At 56.9% G+C, this 17,553-nt stretch carries 12 protein-coding genes; 6 read left to right on the top strand and 6 right to left on the bottom strand.

Annotated features, from left to right (window positions below; translation table 11 throughout):
• Nucleotides 1–6: 6 nt before the first annotated feature.
• The 6 genes from B1C80_RS19525 to B1C80_RS19550 all read left to right on the top strand — a co-directional run bounded on the left by B1C80_RS19525 (nucleotide 7) and on the right by B1C80_RS19550 (nucleotide 11,406).
• Nucleotides 7–1,770, top strand: coding sequence for an alpha-amylase family glycosyl hydrolase (locus tag B1C80_RS19525; protein ID WP_161492790.1), 1,764 nt, complete (start codon nucleotides 7–9; stop codon nucleotides 1,768–1,770).
• A gap of 94 nt (nucleotides 1,771–1,864) precedes the next feature.
• Complete coding sequence (locus B1C80_RS19530; RefSeq protein WP_077922898.1) at nucleotides 1,865–4,561, top strand: TonB-dependent receptor domain-containing protein; 2,697 nt, start codon at nucleotides 1,865–1,867, stop codon at nucleotides 4,559–4,561.
• Between the two features lie 120 nt (nucleotides 4,562–4,681).
• On the top strand, nucleotides 4,682–6,898 hold the full coding sequence (locus B1C80_RS19535; RefSeq protein ID WP_077922899.1) for a bifunctional alpha,alpha-trehalose-phosphate synthase (UDP-forming)/trehalose-phosphatase: 2,217 nt from the start codon (nucleotides 4,682–4,684) through the stop codon (nucleotides 6,896–6,898).
• A gap of 583 nt (nucleotides 6,899–7,481) precedes the next feature.
• Nucleotides 7,482–9,935: a TonB-dependent receptor gene (locus B1C80_RS19540; RefSeq protein WP_077922900.1), complete on the top strand. Its 2,454-nt coding sequence runs from the start codon at nucleotides 7,482–7,484 to the stop codon at nucleotides 9,933–9,935.
• A gap of 66 nt (nucleotides 9,936–10,001) precedes the next feature.
• Nucleotides 10,002–11,204, top strand: coding sequence for a PepSY domain-containing protein (locus B1C80_RS19545; RefSeq protein ID WP_077922901.1), 1,203 nt, complete (start codon nucleotides 10,002–10,004; stop codon nucleotides 11,202–11,204).
• Nucleotides 11,194–11,406: a hypothetical protein gene (locus tag B1C80_RS19550; RefSeq protein ID WP_077922902.1), complete on the top strand. Its 213-nt coding sequence runs from the start codon at nucleotides 11,194–11,196 to the stop codon at nucleotides 11,404–11,406. The genes B1C80_RS19545 and B1C80_RS19550 overlap by 11 nt, the downstream gene beginning before the upstream one ends.
• Before the next feature lie 9 nt (nucleotides 11,407–11,415).
• On the opposite strand, the gene B1C80_RS19555 is transcribed toward B1C80_RS19550, so the two are convergent.
• The 6 genes from B1C80_RS19555 to B1C80_RS19580 form a co-directional block, all read right to left on the bottom strand.
• On the bottom strand, nucleotides 11,416–12,354 hold the full coding sequence (locus B1C80_RS19555; protein ID WP_077922903.1) for a S1/P1 nuclease: 939 nt from the start codon (nucleotides 12,352–12,354) through the stop codon (nucleotides 11,416–11,418).
• Between the two features lie 337 nt (nucleotides 12,355–12,691).
• The gene (locus B1C80_RS19560) at nucleotides 12,692–13,546 is read right to left on the bottom strand and encodes a hypothetical protein (RefSeq protein WP_139361687.1); all 855 of its coding nucleotides are present in this window, start codon (nucleotides 13,544–13,546) and stop codon (nucleotides 12,692–12,694) included.
• 177 nt (nucleotides 13,547–13,723) lie between these two features.
• Nucleotides 13,724–14,761, bottom strand: a complete 1,038-nt coding sequence (locus tag B1C80_RS19565) for a hemin-degrading factor (RefSeq protein ID WP_077922905.1) — start codon at nucleotides 14,759–14,761, stop codon at nucleotides 13,724–13,726.
• A 12-nt stretch (nucleotides 14,762–14,773) separates the two neighbouring features.
• Nucleotides 14,774–15,571: a heme ABC transporter ATP-binding protein gene (locus B1C80_RS19570; protein ID WP_077922906.1), complete on the bottom strand. Its 798-nt coding sequence runs from the start codon at nucleotides 15,569–15,571 to the stop codon at nucleotides 14,774–14,776.
• A 2-nt stretch (nucleotides 15,572–15,573) separates the two neighbouring features.
• Complete coding sequence (locus B1C80_RS19575) at nucleotides 15,574–16,677, bottom strand: iron ABC transporter permease (protein ID WP_077922907.1); 1,104 nt, start codon at nucleotides 16,675–16,677, stop codon at nucleotides 15,574–15,576.
• Between the two features lie 3 nt (nucleotides 16,678–16,680).
• Nucleotides 16,681–17,550, bottom strand: coding sequence for a hemin ABC transporter substrate-binding protein (locus tag B1C80_RS19580; RefSeq protein ID WP_077922908.1), 870 nt, complete (start codon nucleotides 17,548–17,550; stop codon nucleotides 16,681–16,683).
• Nucleotides 17,551–17,553 lie beyond the last annotated feature (3 nt).

The raw sequence follows: 17,553 nt of genomic DNA on the forward strand, positions 1-17,553 counted from the left end.
AGCACCATGGGCCAGGTAGAATTAAACAGACGAACACTCGGCGTTACGTTCGATGCCGGGCAGAAAGCGAAGATACGTCTTTGGGCTCCGTATGCCAGTCAGGTGGCCCTCACCATCAATCGCGACAGCCTCACACTGCCGCTCACCCGGTCTGAGTTGGGCTACTGGTCCGCTGAAACAGATCAGCTCAAGCCCGGCGATCGGTATTCGTTTGTCCTTGAAAACGAAGAAGAGTTCGCCGACCCGGCCTCGCTGGTTCAACCCGATGGGGTTTACGGCCCCTCCCAGGCGTTCGACACCAGCGCCTTTTATTGGGAGGATACCTGCTGGGTCAATCCGCCTTTCGATGAATACATCATTTACGAACTGGATGTATACACGTTCTCGGCCGAGGGCACTTTTATGGGTATTGCCGACAAGCTCGGGTACCTGAAGGCGCTGGGGGTAAACGCCATCGTAATACGACCCGTCACGCCCTTTCCCGATGCCCAGAAGGGGCATCACCCCGATATTTTTATGTATGCGGTGCAGGCTTCGTACGGCGGGCCAGGCCAGTTGCAGAAACTGGTCAATGCCTGCCATTATGAAGGCATCGCCGTAACGGTCGACCTGTCCTACAATCATGTCGACCAGCAGAAGCAGTATCTGGAAGACGTAGCCGCGCGTTGCACCGGATCGGATGATCGCAGCCGGCGCCGAACGGGCAATAACGGTCGGGCCTGGCGGCAGGCGCGTCGGCAATACATCGTTGAAAACGCGTTGATGTGGCTGCGTGATTTTCACGTCGATGCCCTCCGCTTAAACGATCTTCAGGTGCTGCCCGATGCGGAAGCCGTTCTGAGCGACATCCGGCAGCAGGCCGACGCGCTGACCGGGTTAACCGGACGGCATTATTACCTCCTGGTCGAAGATAGTCCCGAACAGGAAGCTGATCAGGATGCCGAACCGATGGGCGGGGGACGCCCCGTCAAAGCTGACCAGGCCTATCGGAATTATTACGAAACAGACGGTCATACCAGGAAAGCCTACCGCGAAGATTTTATCTACGACAGGCAGTTCTCTTCGGTGCTCCGCGAACTCTTCGGTCGGGAGGCAGAGACGATCGTTAGTGAGCCCAGTGTGATGTTTACCCGCCCCCACGAAGCCGGACACGGACTTTCGGCAACTGAAGAGGGGGGGGGGCAGCCAAGCTTCGAGTCTATGAAACTCATGGCTGGCTCCATCCTGGTGAGTCCGTACGTGCCTTCCCTGTTCATGGGCGACGAATGGGGCGGGACCAATCCCTTCGTCGTGCTGACGCCTGGCGAGGGCGGTACGGAGGCCTCTGCTGACGCCGACCAGGATCTGGCTGCGGCTGCTACAGATGCCCAACCCGATGAGACGAATAAGACGCTCTATGCCTACTATCAGGCGCTTACCCGCCTTCGTCGACAGCAACCGGCCCTGTATCATCTAAACCGGAAACAAACGTCGGTCAATCAGCAACCTGATCAGGAAACGATGGTGGTTCACCGCTGGTACGAACGGAATGACATCTTATGCCTGATGAATTTTTCGGAAGAGAAACGAGAAATCACCGTACCTGCCCTCAACACCTACTGGCATAAACTGATCGACTCGGCCGATCCGGCCTGGCTTGGCCCCGAAGCCGGACCCGAATGGTTGTCGGACGGTGATACGACTACCCTGCAGCCCGAGTCGATTTTGATCTATAAAGGCTGCGACCAGCCCGACCCCCAGGCCTGCGCCGATGAACACGTCAGTGTCTGACACGTAATGATTGGTAATTAGGGGCGCTGCGTTCAAACACAGCGTCTGGGAAAAGGTTAACTAGGTACGACCTTTTCTACTCAACATCTTCTGAATGAATCATTTGCTTATTAGCTGCTCCATAGTCTGTATTTGTCTGGTATCTTCGATTAGCCGGGCGCAGCAGCCGTCGCCCGCTTCGCTCAGGCAGGCGCTGGGTATGGCACCCGACACCCTGCAGCCCCTAAGCCCTACCCGCCCCGATACAACCCAGCTCAACTCGGCCGATCGGCCCGATACGGTGCGGCAGTCGACACCCGGAAACGCTGGTATAAGCCCGCCCGCTACCCGGGACAGTAGCCAGACATCACCGGCCCCGACTCAGCCAGGTCAACCGGCTGGTGAGGCTACGGCCGCGACGGGAACCTTACGGGGCCGTTTGGTAACTGTACAGGGTGGGAAGAACCAACCCATCGAATTCGCCAGTGTGGGCGTCTTCCGCACCCGCGACTCCAGTTCGGTAACGGGAGGACTGACGGATGAAAACGGGTATTTCAGCATCGCTAACCTGAGCCCCGACATTTATTATATTCTGATTCAGAGCCTGGGGTATGCCCCCAAACGAATCCCACGAATTACGGTGTCGGCCGACAATGCCGCCGTTAACCTGGGAAACGTCATTATCACCGAGACATCGCAGCAGCTGGAAGAGGTCGTTGTTCAGGGACAGCGGCAGGCCTACGAATACTCACTCGACCGGAAAATTGTGAACGTCGACCAGCTCCCCATTGCGCAGGGCGGCTCGGCGGTCGATATTTTGCAGAATGTACCGTCGGTTACCCTGGATGTGGATGGGGTGCTGAGCTTACGGGGGAGCAGTAACGTCATTGTGCTGGTAGATGGGAAGCCATCGGGGCTAACGGGTTTAGACCGGCAGGCTATTCTGGAACAGATTCCGGCCAGTAACATCGAGCGCATCGAAATTATCACCAACCCCTCGTCCCGCTTCGACGCCGACGGAGCCGCGGGGATCATCAATATTGTGCTTAAGAAAGAGCGGGCGGCTGGTTTCAACGGCACCGTTCAGCTGAACGTCGGTACGCGCGATAAGTACAATGCGTCCATTAATCTGAACGCCCGCTTTAAAAAGCTGAACCTGTTTGGTAGTTACAACTTCCGGGAAGACCGGCGGTTTCAGTACCGGATCTCGGACCGGCAGAATCTCTTTACCGATTCGACATCGTTCCTGGCGCAGCGTAACGATGCGGTCAGACGCCGGGTCAACAACAATCTGCGGCTGGGCTTCGACTATACGCTTTCTGAACGGGACAATATTACGGTATCGGCGCTCTACCGACCGGGGTACAGCTACGACAGCGAGGTAGAAACCTTCGATACGCAGGACGAAAACCGGCTTTCGCTCGGGCAAATCTATCGTACCAACGAAGAGCGGGAACCCGAACGGGGGATTGACTATACGCTCGGGTACCGACGGACTTTCCCGAAAAAGGGGCGCGAGCTGTCGTTCGATGCGACCCTGTCGACCAACAAAGGGACCGAATTTCAGCGCTTTACCAATACGACCACCTTGCCCGAAACGCTGCTTACCCCCAATTTCCTGATCGGCGATCAGCGGGCCACCAACGACCGCGACAACCGGGTTGGGGTATTGCAGCTCGACTACGTAGAGCCGCTGAAAGGCAAAAAGCGGCTGGAGGGAGGACTTAAGTACACCACGCGCCAGCTGGGTGCCAACTACGTGTTCGAGAACCTGGAAGGCCCGGACTGGGTGCTGAACCCCGGTATCAGCAATAATTTCATCTACGACGAACAGACCAGTGCTGCCTACGTAAACCTGGGGAATGAACTGAAAAAATTTAGCTATCAGGTTGGGCTACGGACCGAATATACCAGCATCAGCACCGACCAGCGGACTACCAGCCAGCGCAACACCACCGACTATATCTATCTGTTCCCGAGCGCCTTCGTCAATTACAACCTGAGCCAGGCGCAAAAGCTACAGATCAATTATACCCGGCGAATCAACCGGCCGTCGGTTCGGGTGCTGAACCCGTTCATCGATCTCTCGGACCCACTCAACATTCGGTTCGGAAATCCCCTACTGAATCCTGAACTGATCAACTCCTTCGAGCTGAGTCACCTCTGGAACGGGAAGAGTACCTCGCTGACATCGTCGCTGTTTTTCCGACAGACGAATAACGAGATTACAAACTACCGCACCCTGCGCGAAGACGGCATAACCGAACAGACGTCGCTGAACCTCAACCGGTCCCAGAATTACGGGCTGGAGGTGGTCCTCAACCAGGACATTACCCGCTGGTGGAAAGCAAGCGGAAACTTCTCGTTTTTTCAACGGTCGATCCTGGCCAGCGCCGACGTACCCGACATTCTCTCCCGGACCAACCGGAGCTGGACCGGCCGGGTGACGTTTGATCTGAAACCTACCCGGCAAACCGCCATTCAGCTCGTGTACAACTACCGGTCGCCGTTTCTGGTCGCGCAGGGGACTATCAATAGTTTCACAAACGTAGACCTGGGCGTTAAACAAACGGTTCTGAAGGGGAGAGGTACCCTGTCGCTGCGGGTCAGCGATGTGTTCAACACCCTCCAGTTCCAGAGCGACAGCTTCGGACCCAACTTCCTGGCGACGAGCCTGAGCAAGCGCGAGAGCCGGATCGGATTTATTGGGTTCAGCTACCGCCTGAGTCGTCAGATCAGCCGGGAGCAGGACCGGGATAACGACGATCGTCAGCCCGATAATCCGGCCGGCGATCCGGACTTTTCAAATTAGCAGGGCCGATCCGGAGCAAACGCATCAGGTCATTACCGCCCCGGACTCGAGTCATAACATGTAGTTAATCCGCTTCTAAATCGTGTAAGCGTGATTTGTAAAAAGCAACGTGCCAACTGAATGAAAGTATCGAAGCCATCTTTTAAACGCCTTCTTATTGTTTCGTACCGTCTGCCATTTACCATAAAGCAGACCAAAGAAGGGCTGGAGCTTGTGCAGAACTCGGGCGGTCTGGTCTCCGCGGTGCTGTCGATGGCCGAGCGTATGGGGAACAACCCCGACGGTCAGGCTACCAAAATACACTGGGTGGGTCATGCCGACCCGAAACTAAAATCGATCGATCAGTCGGTTTTCGAGAACGAGACGTTTGTAGCCCATCCGGTCTTTATGGACGAAGCCGTGCATAAGGGGTTTTACGAAGGATTTAGCAATGACCTGATCTGGCCCCTCTTTCACTATTTTCCGTCCTATGCATCGTTCAGCGAACCAAATTTTGATGATTATCAGCAGGCCAGCAATCGTTTTCTGGAAGAACTCGACCAGCTGATCGAGCCCGGCGATCTGGTCTGGATCCATGACTTCCAGCTTATGTTATTGCCCCGGCAGGTCAGAGAGGCCCGGCCGGATGCAACCATCGGGTACTTTTTTCATATACCGTTCCCGACCTACGAAATTGTTAAACTGCTGCCCCGCACCTGGCGACAGGCGCTCATCGAGGGGCTGTTGGGGGCCGACGTGATTGGGTTCCATACCGCCGATTATGTGCAGCACTTTATCCAGAGCGTATCGGAGGTGCTGAACCTGCCCATTATCGGGAATCGGATCGTGCTGCCCGACAGGCCGGTGGTGGTGAAAGATTTTCCGATCAGTGTCGATTTTAACAAGTTCAACAGCTCGGGGCAGGAGCCGGCCGTCATCGACACCCGCCATTTTTACCACTCCGAGCTCCGGCAGAATAAAGTAATCTTCTCCGTCGATCGACTCGATTACACCAAAGGGATCACCTCCCGGCTACTGGGGTACGAGCGGTTTTTGAACCAGAATCCCGACTGGCACGATAAGGTAACGTTCGTGATGACGGTGGTGCCCTCGCGCGACAAGATCGAGCAGTATCAGGAGATCAAACGGGAGATCGAAGAAACCGTCGGGCGTATCAACGGCCTGTTCGGCAGTATTGGCTGGCGTCCTATCGTGTACTCCTACGCATCGATGACGTTCACCGAACTGATGGCGCTGTACACCCTCTGTGATGTGGCGCTGATAACCCCCATCCGCGACGGTATGAACCTGGTCTGCAAAGAGTTCGTGGCCAGTCGACAGGACAACCGGGGGGTGTTGATCCTGAGTGAACTGGCCGGTGCGGCTCAGGAGCTGAAAGACGCCCTGATCATCAACCCGACCGACACGCAGGAGGTAGCCGATGCCATCAAACAGGGGCTACACATGGCCCCCGAGGAGCAGGAGCGCCGGATGCAGCGCATGCGTCATCACTTACAGAATTACAATGTTTTTCGCTGGAGTCACGATTTTCTTATGGCCTTTGACGAAGTTCCGGGCAGTCAGCCGGGTCTGGAAACAGACCTGTCGCTGAGTCCTTTCCTGACGGCGTTTGCCGAAGCACAACAGCGCCTGCTGTTGTTCGATTTTGACGGTACGCTGGCCCCGATTGTCGATGATCCGGCTAGTGCGCGCCCTTCCGATACGCTGCGCGAGTCGCTCTCCCGACTGGCCGAGGCTACCGACCTGGTCGTGATCAGTGGCCGTAACCGGGCGTTTCTGGAAAAAACCTTCGACTCGATACCCGTTCATCTGGTGGCCGAGCATGGCGCATTCCTCAAAAAGCCCGGGCAGCCCTGGGAACGGCTCGATCTGTCGGCTGGCGATTGGGTGGAGCCGATCCGGACAGTTATGAGCCAGTTTGTCGACCGGTTCCCCGGCTCGTTCATTGAAGAGAAAGAAACGGCTATAGCCTGGCATTACCGGCTCGTTGAGGCCGACGATGTAGACACCCAGAGTGTAGAACTGGCCACTCAGCTCCGCGATGTCAGTACCTCCACACCTTTGGCCGTCATTCAGGGGAACAAGGTCGTTGAAGTGAAGCCCTCCCAGCATAGCAAAGGAACGGTTGCTCTGTCGATCTTCGAACAAATTCCGTACGACTTTATCGTCAGCATTGGCGATGACACCACCGACGAGGACATGTTCCGGCAGTTGCCTAACTGGGCCTACACGCTGAAAGTTGGCTCCGGTGCTTCGTACGCGCGGTATCGGCTGGCCCGCCAGCAGGATGTCGAAACCCTGCTCAAACGCATGAGCGATGTCCTGGTTACGGCCTGATAAGCGGTCGGCACCGGTAAGTTGCAATGGACTTTTTACCATGCATTCATCTCTCATCACCAGTTATCTTGAATTCAAGCCATGCCATGGCCCGTTGGGCCCTTAACAGCGCAGCGTCGGTAAACAAGGGAACCAGGACACCCATGGCCCGTTAGGACTTTACAGCGCAGCGTCGGTATACGAGGAGTTAAGATCGCCATGGCCCGTTAGGGCCCTAACAGCGCAGCGTCGGTATGCGAAGAGTTAAGATCGCCATGGCCCGATAGGGCCTTAACAGCGTAGCGTTGGTAGCTAAGGAAATGAGGATCGATATGGCCCGTTAGGGCCTTAACAGCGTAGCGTTGGTAGACGGACGATGCGATGGGAAGGCCAAAACGGGCTATATGATCCCTATAACCCTGTCGAGTAAGAGAAAGGAGCAATAAGGAAAGTGACCTTTTGCTGCTAAAAAATGGTAATCTGAACACCCGTATACTCAGTTTACAAGGTCGGTTGTGTAGGCAATTTATTTAGAATAATTAAAAATTATTTTTAATTCTCGCGTTTGCCTACTTGTTTTGTGTGCTAATTAAAGCGCACCACAATGAGATCAGTTTATTTTTTCCTGTTTATACTCGTTACCATTTCCTCAGCTAAGGTGCTGGCTCAGACGGGCCCGGCTGTTCGGGGGAATGTCACTACCGCCGATGGCAATCCTGCCGAAGGCATCACCGTTACACTAGGCACAACGGGTCTGGGCGCCCTGACCAATAGCCAGGGCGATTTCGTCATCAACCGGGTCAAGGCAGGTACCTATCCCATTCGCGTATCGTCGGTCGGGTTGAAAACCGCCGAGCAAACCATTACCGTCACGGCCGGTGAAACCACCACCGTGTCATTCGTGCTGGCCGAAAACACCGCTCAGCTGCAAGAGGTCATCATCAGCGCGGGTCAGATCAATCGTTTTTCACGCACCACGAGTGATTACGTGTCGAAGATGCCGCTGAAAAATCTGGAAAATCCGCAGGTCTATACCTCGGTCGGCAAGGAGTTGCTGGCCGAACAACTTGTGTTCTCGGTCGATGACGCCATCCGGAACGCGCCGGGTGTGCAGCGGATGTGGGAAGCCACCGGCCGCTCGGGCGATGGGGGTGGTTTTTACAACAGCCGCAGCTTCATTCTGCAGAGCTCGCTGCGAAATGGCGTGGCCGGTTACGTATCAAGCGGTATCGATGCGGTTAACCTGGAAAAGCTGGAAGTCATCAAAGGACCCTCGGCTACCTTGTTCGGGAGTGCGCTGACGTCGTACGGCGGGCTGATGAACCGGGTGACCAAGAAACCCTACGAAACGGTTGGCGGTGAGGTTACCCTGGCAGGCGGTAGCTATGATTTTAACCGGGTAAGCCTGGATGTAAACACCCCCCTCAACGCGTCGCGTTCGTTGTTACTGCGCGTCAACACCGCCTACAACTACGAAGGCACCTTCCAGACCCAGGGCTACACCCGCAGTTTCGCGCTGGCGCCGAGTCTGATGTTCAGACCGAACGAGCGGCTATCGATTTTGCTCGACGCCGAGATTACCCGGGTGCAGAGTGTTGGCAAGCAAATGATATTCTTCTACTTCCCGGCCGATCAGCTGGGTGCCACCCGCGCCGATCAGCTGAACCTGGACTACCGCAACTCCTACATGGGTGACGGACTGTCGTTGAATTCGAGAAGCACCAACCTGTTTGGGCAGATCAACTACCGCCTGTCGCCTACCTTCACTACGTCCACAAATATCACCTCGAGCCAGAGTTTTTCCGACGGCAAGGGCGCTTACTTCTACCTCGTACCAGACAATGTGGTTACGGGCAACCCGGCCGATGCGGGTAAATCCAACTTCCTGACCCGAGCCGATCAGTCGACAGACAACAGCCGCAATACTGTGTTCGAGGTGCAGCAGAACCTGAACGGTGATTTTCGCATCGGTTCGCTTCGCAATCGGGTCGTCGTGGGGCTCGACTTCCTGCGCATCAACTCGAACCAGCGTTTCTTCGGCAGTACGTTCGATACGGTTCCGCTCAACGTGCCGGGCTTTGACTACAGCCGTTTCAGCGGGAGCCGGATGGATTCGATCTACGCCAGCGGTCCTCCCCAGTTCACGTATCCTATTATCAACAAGCGGAACATTTATAGTGCCTATGCATCGGATGTGCTGAACCTGACCGATCAGCTCAGCGTATTGGCCGCCCTGCGGGTCGATCATTACGACAACAAAGGCGGTTCGGAAGGGGGAGCTGTAGCCGCTTACCAGCAAACCGCCCTTTCGCCGAAATTCGGTCTGGTTTATCAGCCCGTGAAAGACGTAGTTGCCCTCTTCGCCAACTACCAGAACAGCTTTAACAACCGGGGCGTCTACAACGCGTTCGATCTGCAGGCTCCGGACAGCACCAGCCAGCGTCAGGCTAAGCTGGAGCGGGCCAACCAGGTAGAGGCCGGGGTTAAACTGGACGCTTTCGGGGGTAAACTCAGCACCACCATCAGCTATTACTCGATTCGGGTAAACGACATCCTGCGTACCGATCCAAACCCGCTGGCAGCCGCCCGCTTTGCTCAGATTCAGGACGGGGTTCAGACCAGTAAGGGCGTAGAGATGGAAGTGATTGCTAATCCGGCCCGGGGGCTTAACGTAGTGGCCGGCTTCAGCTACAACGACGCCAAACTGGTACGGGCCGATGCCGACGTAAACGGCCGCCGACCGTCAACGGCTTCGTCGCCTTACCTGGCTAACCTCTGGGTCAGCTACCGGCTGCCCGACAACCTCCTCAAGGGGCTTGGCGTGGGCGTAGGTGGTAACTACGCCAGCGACAATAAAATTCTTAACAGTGTCAGCCAGGGGGTATTTATCCTGCCGGCCTACACGGTCCTGAACGCATCGGTCTTCTATACCTACCGAAAATTCCGCGTGTCGGGTAAAGTCGACAACTTCACCAACCAGCGCTACTGGGTCGGTTATACAACGGCTAACCCGCAGAAGCTGAGGAATTTTGCGGGTAGTGTGAGCTACGCATTCTAGTTGTAAACTGCCAGCCCGGACACGCCGGGCTGGCAGTCTGTTTCTTACCGGTAACGTTTGGCCATTATGAGTACCACAAAACAGATAAAAGCCTGGTTTCTGATTCACAAGTGGACCAGCCTCATCTGCACGGCGTTTCTGCTGATGCTTTGCCTGACGGGCTTACCCCTGATTTTCCACGAGGAGATCGAGCATCTGGAGGGCAAAGCGCCCCTGGCTCAGGTTCTGCCGGCCGGTACGCCCCAGGTTCCGCTGGAAAAACTGGCCGAAAAAGCCCGCCAGCATTACCCGAACAAGGTGATCCGGTACACCTACTGGGACGAGCACGAACCAAACACGACTACCTTCACCCTGTCTGACTCGATCACGTCGCCCGCCGACGACTATACCCTGCTTATTCTGGACAGCCGAACCGCTCAGGTCCTCGAAGAGCCAGCCGTTAAGGAGGGATTCATGTACATCATGCTTCAGCTGCACGTAGACATGTTTCTGGGTCTGGGAGGTAAGCTGTTTCTGGGGTTGATGGGCCTGCTGTTTTTCGTGGCCATCCTTTCGGGTCTGATGCTCTACAGCCCCATCATGCGCCGGTTCGACTTCGGTATGATCCGGACCGAAAAATCAACCCGGCTCAAGTGGCTCGACATGCATAATATGCTGGGCGTAGTTACGGTTATCTGGGCCTCGGTGGTTGGCCTGACGGGTGTTGTCAATACCCTGGCCGAAGTGGTACTGGGTTTCTGGCAGCAGGGGCAGCTGGCCGAGATGGTGGCGCCCTACAAAAACGAAGCACCGTTAAGGGGTCGGCTCAGTCCGCTCGATAAGGCAATGCAGGTGGCGCTCCGCACCGCTCCCGACATGAGTCCGTCCTTTATTGCCTATCCGGGTACGCCCTACTCCAGTCAGCACCATTATGCGGTATTCATGAAGGGGAATACGCCCCTGACCGAGCGGCTGGTGAAACCGGTACTCATCGATGCGAAAACCGGTGCCCTGACCGACGTTCGTACCATGCCCTGGTACGTCAACGCCTTCTTTCTGTCGCAGCCGCTTCATTTCGGAGACTATGGCGGATTGCCACTCAAGATTATCTGGGCATTTTTCGATCTGATCATGATCGTGATCCTGATCAGTGGACTGTATCTCTGGTTCGCCCGGTACAAAGCCACCCAGGCCCAGCTCGCCAGAACCCTGTCGAAACGAGACGGTGCGGTAGATGAGCAGGAAATTCTATCCCTCAACCTGGAAAAAACGTCGGCCCATGAAGCGTGAATTCTGGCACATCTGGACCATACCGCTGGTACTGAACGTCCTGGGTCTGATTGGCCTGATTGCGGCCCTGGTCGGTAACGACGGCTGGGATATCCTGTCGTGGATCAGCCTGGGTATTCCACTAATCGTTACCGCCTGGTACCTGACAAAACCCCGCCCATCGCGGACGCGCCCGGCCGGATCGACCGGCAGACGGGCCTAGCTCATCTTATCAGTGGCGCGTCACGTCGGCCCGTAAGGTACCCGCCAGCCGGTGACCGGCCCAGGCGACCTGCTGTTCGGCAACCGGTTTTACCGTGGCTACGTAGTCGGCAGGGAGAACGGCCCCTTCGGCACCGGTGCCCGGAACGAGTGCCCCCTGTCGGTACGCCAGCGATCGGGCCAGGTCAAAACTTTGGGTCGACCAGGCCTGTATGGCCGGTTTTCGACCCCGTATCCGTTTGCGGTTCGGGTGATTCTTCAGCAGTTCGATGGCCAGCTGGTCAGCCGCCCGAAACTGGTCTTTCCCCAACAGCATGCCGTCCCAGAATGAATGAAGATTCAGGGTCGGATTGCTCATACTCACCTTGATCCTGAATAGATTGCCACCCCGGTCGCCTTCCGGAAACTGCGGACTGATCAGGGCCGCCGTATGCAGGGGCATATGGACATCTCCCGCCAGGTGAAACAACCAGCAAAGGGCAATCGCTTTCGCACTGTCGGGGGCGTTGCTTTGCAGGATCTGCTGGTTCAGGGCAAACGCCTGCACGATATTTTCGCCCGTGGCCAGCGACGAATCGGTGCGGGCAATACCCAACGACGGGTTGTAGATATAATTGATGAAATGCCAGGTGGCGTGGTCGTTGGGATTGTTTTGACCCCGGATGTCGTCGGGCCAGCGCGCGGCCAGCATGAAGAGGTACCTGTCTTTTTCTGCAGGGGTGAGCGTAGTGTCGGCCATCATCGGTGCCCAGCGCGTTTTCACGTCGGGGTGCTGTCGAAGTAAATTCAGCACGCGAGCCAGCGTTTTCGGCGATTTCTGCTGCAGATCGCGGTACGCAATGGCGCCGATCGCCATATGGGTCGGCTTGTTCCAACTGTATGCCTGGAGAGTTAACGATACGAAAACCAGCCACAGCCAGTTTCGTTTTACGATTAGTTTGTTTTTCATGAAGTTGCGTAATCTGGTCGCAAAGGTAAAAACCTTACCCCGGCCAAACCAAGCGACAGATGACAAACGCATACGGCGCCAATGCCTGCCAGTTTAAAATCAGTCAGTTCAAGGCGGGTATAGAGCAGATATAATTGCTGGTGAGTCAGACCAGGGCCATCTACGTAGAGGGGGGGGGTCTGGTAGTTTTCAAACTTCTAGTGGCTCGACAAATCACTCCCAGGAGGTTGTTTAAGGGTGAAACCGGCTTCCCAGCCATTTTTTAACAGAAGCGTATCTTCGTCAACGAGTGAACCCCAGATCGGTCCGGGGTTCACTCGTTGACGGGTTTGTCTGCCTAGTACGTTTCGTATTCGTAGGTCAACACGGCTCCTTTTGTCACGTCTTTTTTCGTGGCCGGTAATCCGCTGTCGGTGTAGGTATATTCGGTTCGGGACGGCGCGCTCTCGTTGACCTGGGTACTCACCACGTTGTTCCGGCTGTTGTACAGCACCGGGTCGATCGTATACATCCAGCGGTAGAAGGGGTTGGGTTTATCGTCGTACTCGTAGCTGATGGTGAACTCTGCTTTGTCGTTCGCATCCAGGTACGTGGCCCGGGTAATATTCCCGTTCTCATAGGTATATACGTAACGGGCACGCGTAGGCTTGCCGTACCGAATGATGCCTTCCTGTATCCATTCCGTCATCTGGCCGTCGGCGTTGGTGCGGTATATATGCCGCGGATTCGTTTCGGCGGTTGGCAGCTTCTGCCCGTCGGCCAGCTGCCGGGCGAACGATTGTTCGATACGATTGTCTCCGAAGGTAAAGGTGTTTAGTTCTCCCACGCTCCCATCGCCGTTGGGCCGGCTGTAGCGAACAAAGTACGAAACAACCCGCCCCTGCTGATCATAGGTATACTCGTTCGTTAGCTCGGGAGCGGCTGCCGACGTGGGTGGAATGATAGCCCGTTTCAGCGCGCGCCCCTCGTTGTACTCAAAGTGTGTCGTCACGAAATAGGGCCCCAGGCCGCCTGCATAGCCTTCGACGAACAGTTGCTTCAGCCGAAAATTCTGCGCGGCCGCTGGCTTGGTAGCCGCCGTCGGCGAACGTGCGTCAAGTGAGGCCGCATCGGGTGAGACCGTTACGGATTCCTGCTGACAACCCCAGGTTGCGAGCAGGAGAAGACTGGTGACGAATGAGTAAAATCGCATGATCATAAATGGAGATGAGTAGGAATGGGTAGTAAAACCGACGTTTAGCCATACTGTTTTTAGAATCAGCGATTTATGTGAGCTGGGGTAACCAAAAGTGTCCACTCTATTCGCCCGTTCGGGCTGACCCACCGGGAGAGAATGGACACTATAGACGCCAAGAAAACGGGTCTGTTATCAGGAAATGGCGGCAGCCGCCATATCATCGACCAGGGTGCGCCAGCTGGACAGTTCGGGCTTGCCGGGTTTTCGTTCACCAAAGATGAGCGCCACGTTCTGCCCGTCTTTGTCAAATAGCTCCAGGCCCGTGACAATGCCATCGGTGGTTGGTTTTCGGGTCAACCATACCTGATCGACACGGGTTTCGTTCAGGTGCAGGTTAAACGTGGGGTCGAGCACATTGAACCAGGGGCCCATTGTTGCGAGCTTATGGACAGGCCCGGTATGAATCTGAATGCAGCCGGGGTTGGATACGAAAACCATAATGGACACCTGCCGGTCAGCGGCTTCGGCGAATATCCGTTTCAACACCTCCATCGACAGCAGCTGAGCATGGCCTTCGGGGGCCAGCCGTAGTCCCTGCTGACGACCCACCCCGTACTGACGAAGCAGGCTGAAGAATTCGTGGGTGTCCTTCATGTCGAGCCAGCCGTGCCGAAACCCGCTCACGTCAATATCTGTGTCGTCCTTTTCGATCTCTTTGGCAGCCGCGGGCAGTATAGCTAGTTCTGTCGATTGCTGACTATCCTGAAAGCGGATTACCAACCGGTTGTAGGCGGTCTCGTCGGAGCGATCGGTGAGGTAGATTTTATGTACGGCCTGTCCCTGCGGGTCGAAGAACTGCAGGCTTTTTCGGCCGTTTTCCTGCACCGCGAAGCCCCACTGCCAGCGGTTCATAAATAGCCGCAGGTCTATATCGGGTCCGAGTACCAGGCCTACGTGGTTCGAGAACGATACTTTCTCATATACGCCTTTGCGTTCATGCACCAGCACATCGTTGCGGGTCAGCGCCATCACATAGCCCAGCGAGGTAACCTGTTTGAGCAGCTCCCGGAAGTCGCCGGTGAGTCGGGTAACGGTTTCGCCCAGGCCGGTAACGAGCAGTTCGGCTTCACTGACCCCGAGTTGTTGAGCCGCATCACGAATTCGGCTTTGGGGCTGCTGCTGGCGTAAATCGGTCCAGCGTGCTTTGAGAGAAAGGAGGTCGGTTGTCATAAATGATATAGGTTATTGTGTAAAGGCGGGTGAAAAAGTAGGTACAGGAACAATCAGTGGGCAGTGATGACAGGGGTTTTCGAGCCGTTTGACCGGTAGGCCGAACACCCGCTCCACCAGCGAAGCCGTCAGCACGTCATTGGGCGTACCGTAGGCTTCCAGTCGACCGGCCCGCAGCATCAGTATCTGATCGGCGTACTGGGCGGCCATGTTCAGGTCGTGTAGAACAGCGACGACAGCAAACCCCCGCTGTGCCATTTGCCGGGCTACGTCTAGCAGCTGATGCTGATGGAGCAGGTCGAGGCCGGTGGTCGGTTCGTCGAGCAGCAGTAAGCCGTTTGGTATGGTCCAGACCTGGGCCAGTACCCGGGCCAGCTGAACCCGCTGCTGCTCCCCACCCGACAGGGTCGACACGATCCGGTTGTTAAATGACTGCATGCCTACCGTTTCCAGGGCCGCTGCGGCAATCGAATAATCGGCGGGGGAGGGGTGGGCTCCGTAGTGGGGGTAGCGGCCCATGAGCACCAACTCGTGGACCCGAACCGGAAACGCCAGGGTGTTTTGCTGATGCAGCATACCCCGACACTGGGCCAGCTGTTTACTGCTGTACGCGCTCAGCGGGGTAGCGTGCAGCGCGATGGTGCCAGCGGTGGGTTTCTGCTCACCGGCGCATAGCTTGAGCAGGGTTGACTTCCCGGCTCCGTTAGGTCCGACAATGGCCAGCAGTTCGCCCGCCCGGGCCTCGAATGACAGCTGAGTCAACAGCGTTCGCTGGTTTGTTCGGAAGCTTAGGTTCTCAACGTTTAGCATGGTCAGGAGCGGGTTCGTTCGTTGATTAGCATCCAGAGAAATACGGGCGTTCCAAGTAAGGCGGTCAGGATGCCGATGGGCAGTTCAGCCGGGGCCACAATGGTTCGGGCGAGGGCATCGGCACCGGTCAGCACGATAGCCCCGCCCAGCGCTGACCCGATCAGAACCCGCCGATGATCAGCTCCGGCAACCAGCCGGATCAGGTGTGGAATGACCAGGCCGACAAACCCGATGATGCCCGCCACGGCTACCGAAGTGCCCACCGCGAGGGTACTCAGCACGATCACCTGGCGCTTTAGTCCCGTCAGGTTCACCCCCAGCATAGTTGCCTGACTTTCGCCCAGCGATAACAGGTTGAGCGACTTGGCCAGCCGGGGCAAACCAACCAGCACCACCCCCGTAAAGGGCAGCAGCGCCAGTACGGTGGTCCAGCTGGCCCCGCCCAGACTGCCCAGCGACCAGAACGTGATAGTCCGTAACTGATCATCGGTGGCCAGGTAGGTTAGCAGCCCCGTCAGCGCCCCCGCCAGCGCATTGATGGCTATACCGGCCAGCAGCATGGTCGTCACGACCGACTGCCCGGCTACCCGGGCCAGCCGGTAAACGAGCAGGGTGGTACCGCAGGCGCCCAGAAAAGCAACCACCGATAGGGCATAATACCCCAGCAGACCACCCAGCTGCTGAAAGAGGGTAAGTTCCAGAACGATCATGCAAACGGCGGCCAGCGAGGCTCCCGATGAAATACCGATCAGCCCAGGATCGGCCAGCGGGTTGCGGAACAAGCCCTGCATGGCCGCTCCCGCTACCGCCAGCCCCGACCCGATCAGCAGACCCAGACAGACCCGCGGCAGGCGAATCGTGGTCAGGATTACCGTTTTGGTTTCGTCGGGTGCCGCAGCCAGTCCAAAATGATGGCCGGCCATGCCCAGCACCTCGGCCGGCGAAATGAATACCGCACCGACCCCGGCCGAAACCAGAACGGTAGCCAGCAGGCCCGCGACCAGCACCGGCAGGAGCCAGGGTCGGCGCACGGCCGGCAGCGCGCCGGTCCGGGTAATCGGCATGCGGGCTATTGGCTGGTCGGTGAATAGCTGTTCGGTTGCCATCGGTCAGAGCGAGCCCGAGGGGCTGATTTTACGGGCCAGTTCGCTGATGGCTTTTCCCAGCCTGGGGGTAAAGCCCGTGAGCAGGTGGCCATCCATGGTCACCAATCGTTTTTGCTTTCCCGCGTTGGTCTGGGCCACGCCCGGAATATCGAGCAAACCCCGGGCCCCGCCTAAACTTTCGAGCCCACTATCGAAGAGGAGAATAACATCTGGGTTGGCAGCCACGAGAGCCTCGGTCGTTAAGGGCTTAAACTCATCGAACTGACGCATAGCGTTCTGGCCACCGGCCAGTTCGATCATCTTCTCGACCGGTGTTCCCCGGCCTGCCACCAGCATGGTTCCCGCTCCCCGGGCGTAAATAAACAGGACCTTGGGCCGACCCGGCGCCGGCTGAACCCGGGCCATATCCGACTCCAGCCGCCGGACAACGGCCCGGGCCTTGCTGGGTACCCGACAGGTGGCGGCTATGTCGGTAATCAGCTTTTTAGTGCCCTCCACCGAAAACTCCTGTTCGAAGGTGATTACCTGCACCCCGGCCGCCCGTAGCTGGTCCAGCACGGCCGGTTTGGTACCTGCTTTTTCGGTCGTTAGCACGAGTGTCGGTTGCTGGGCCAGCACACCCTCGGCCGAAACGGTTCGGTTGTGACCTACTTTAGGGAGCTTTTGCAGGCTTTCGGGATAGGTGCTCGTCACGTCGACGCCCACCAGCCGATCCTGTAGCCCCAGCTCACACAGAATTTCGCTGACGGTTCCGTCGAGCGAGACGATGCGGGGTACCTGCGCCGATGTGGCCAGCGGTACTGCCATGAACAACGCGAATACACAGCGCGCCAGCCGGCGAAGAAGGGTTGTTGGTTGAGAAACAGCCGTCATAAT

The sequence above is a fragment of the Spirosoma sp. 209 genome (genome assembly GCF_002006735.1).
Lineage (GTDB): Bacteria > Bacteroidota > Bacteroidia > Cytophagales > Spirosomataceae > Spirosoma > Spirosoma sordidisoli.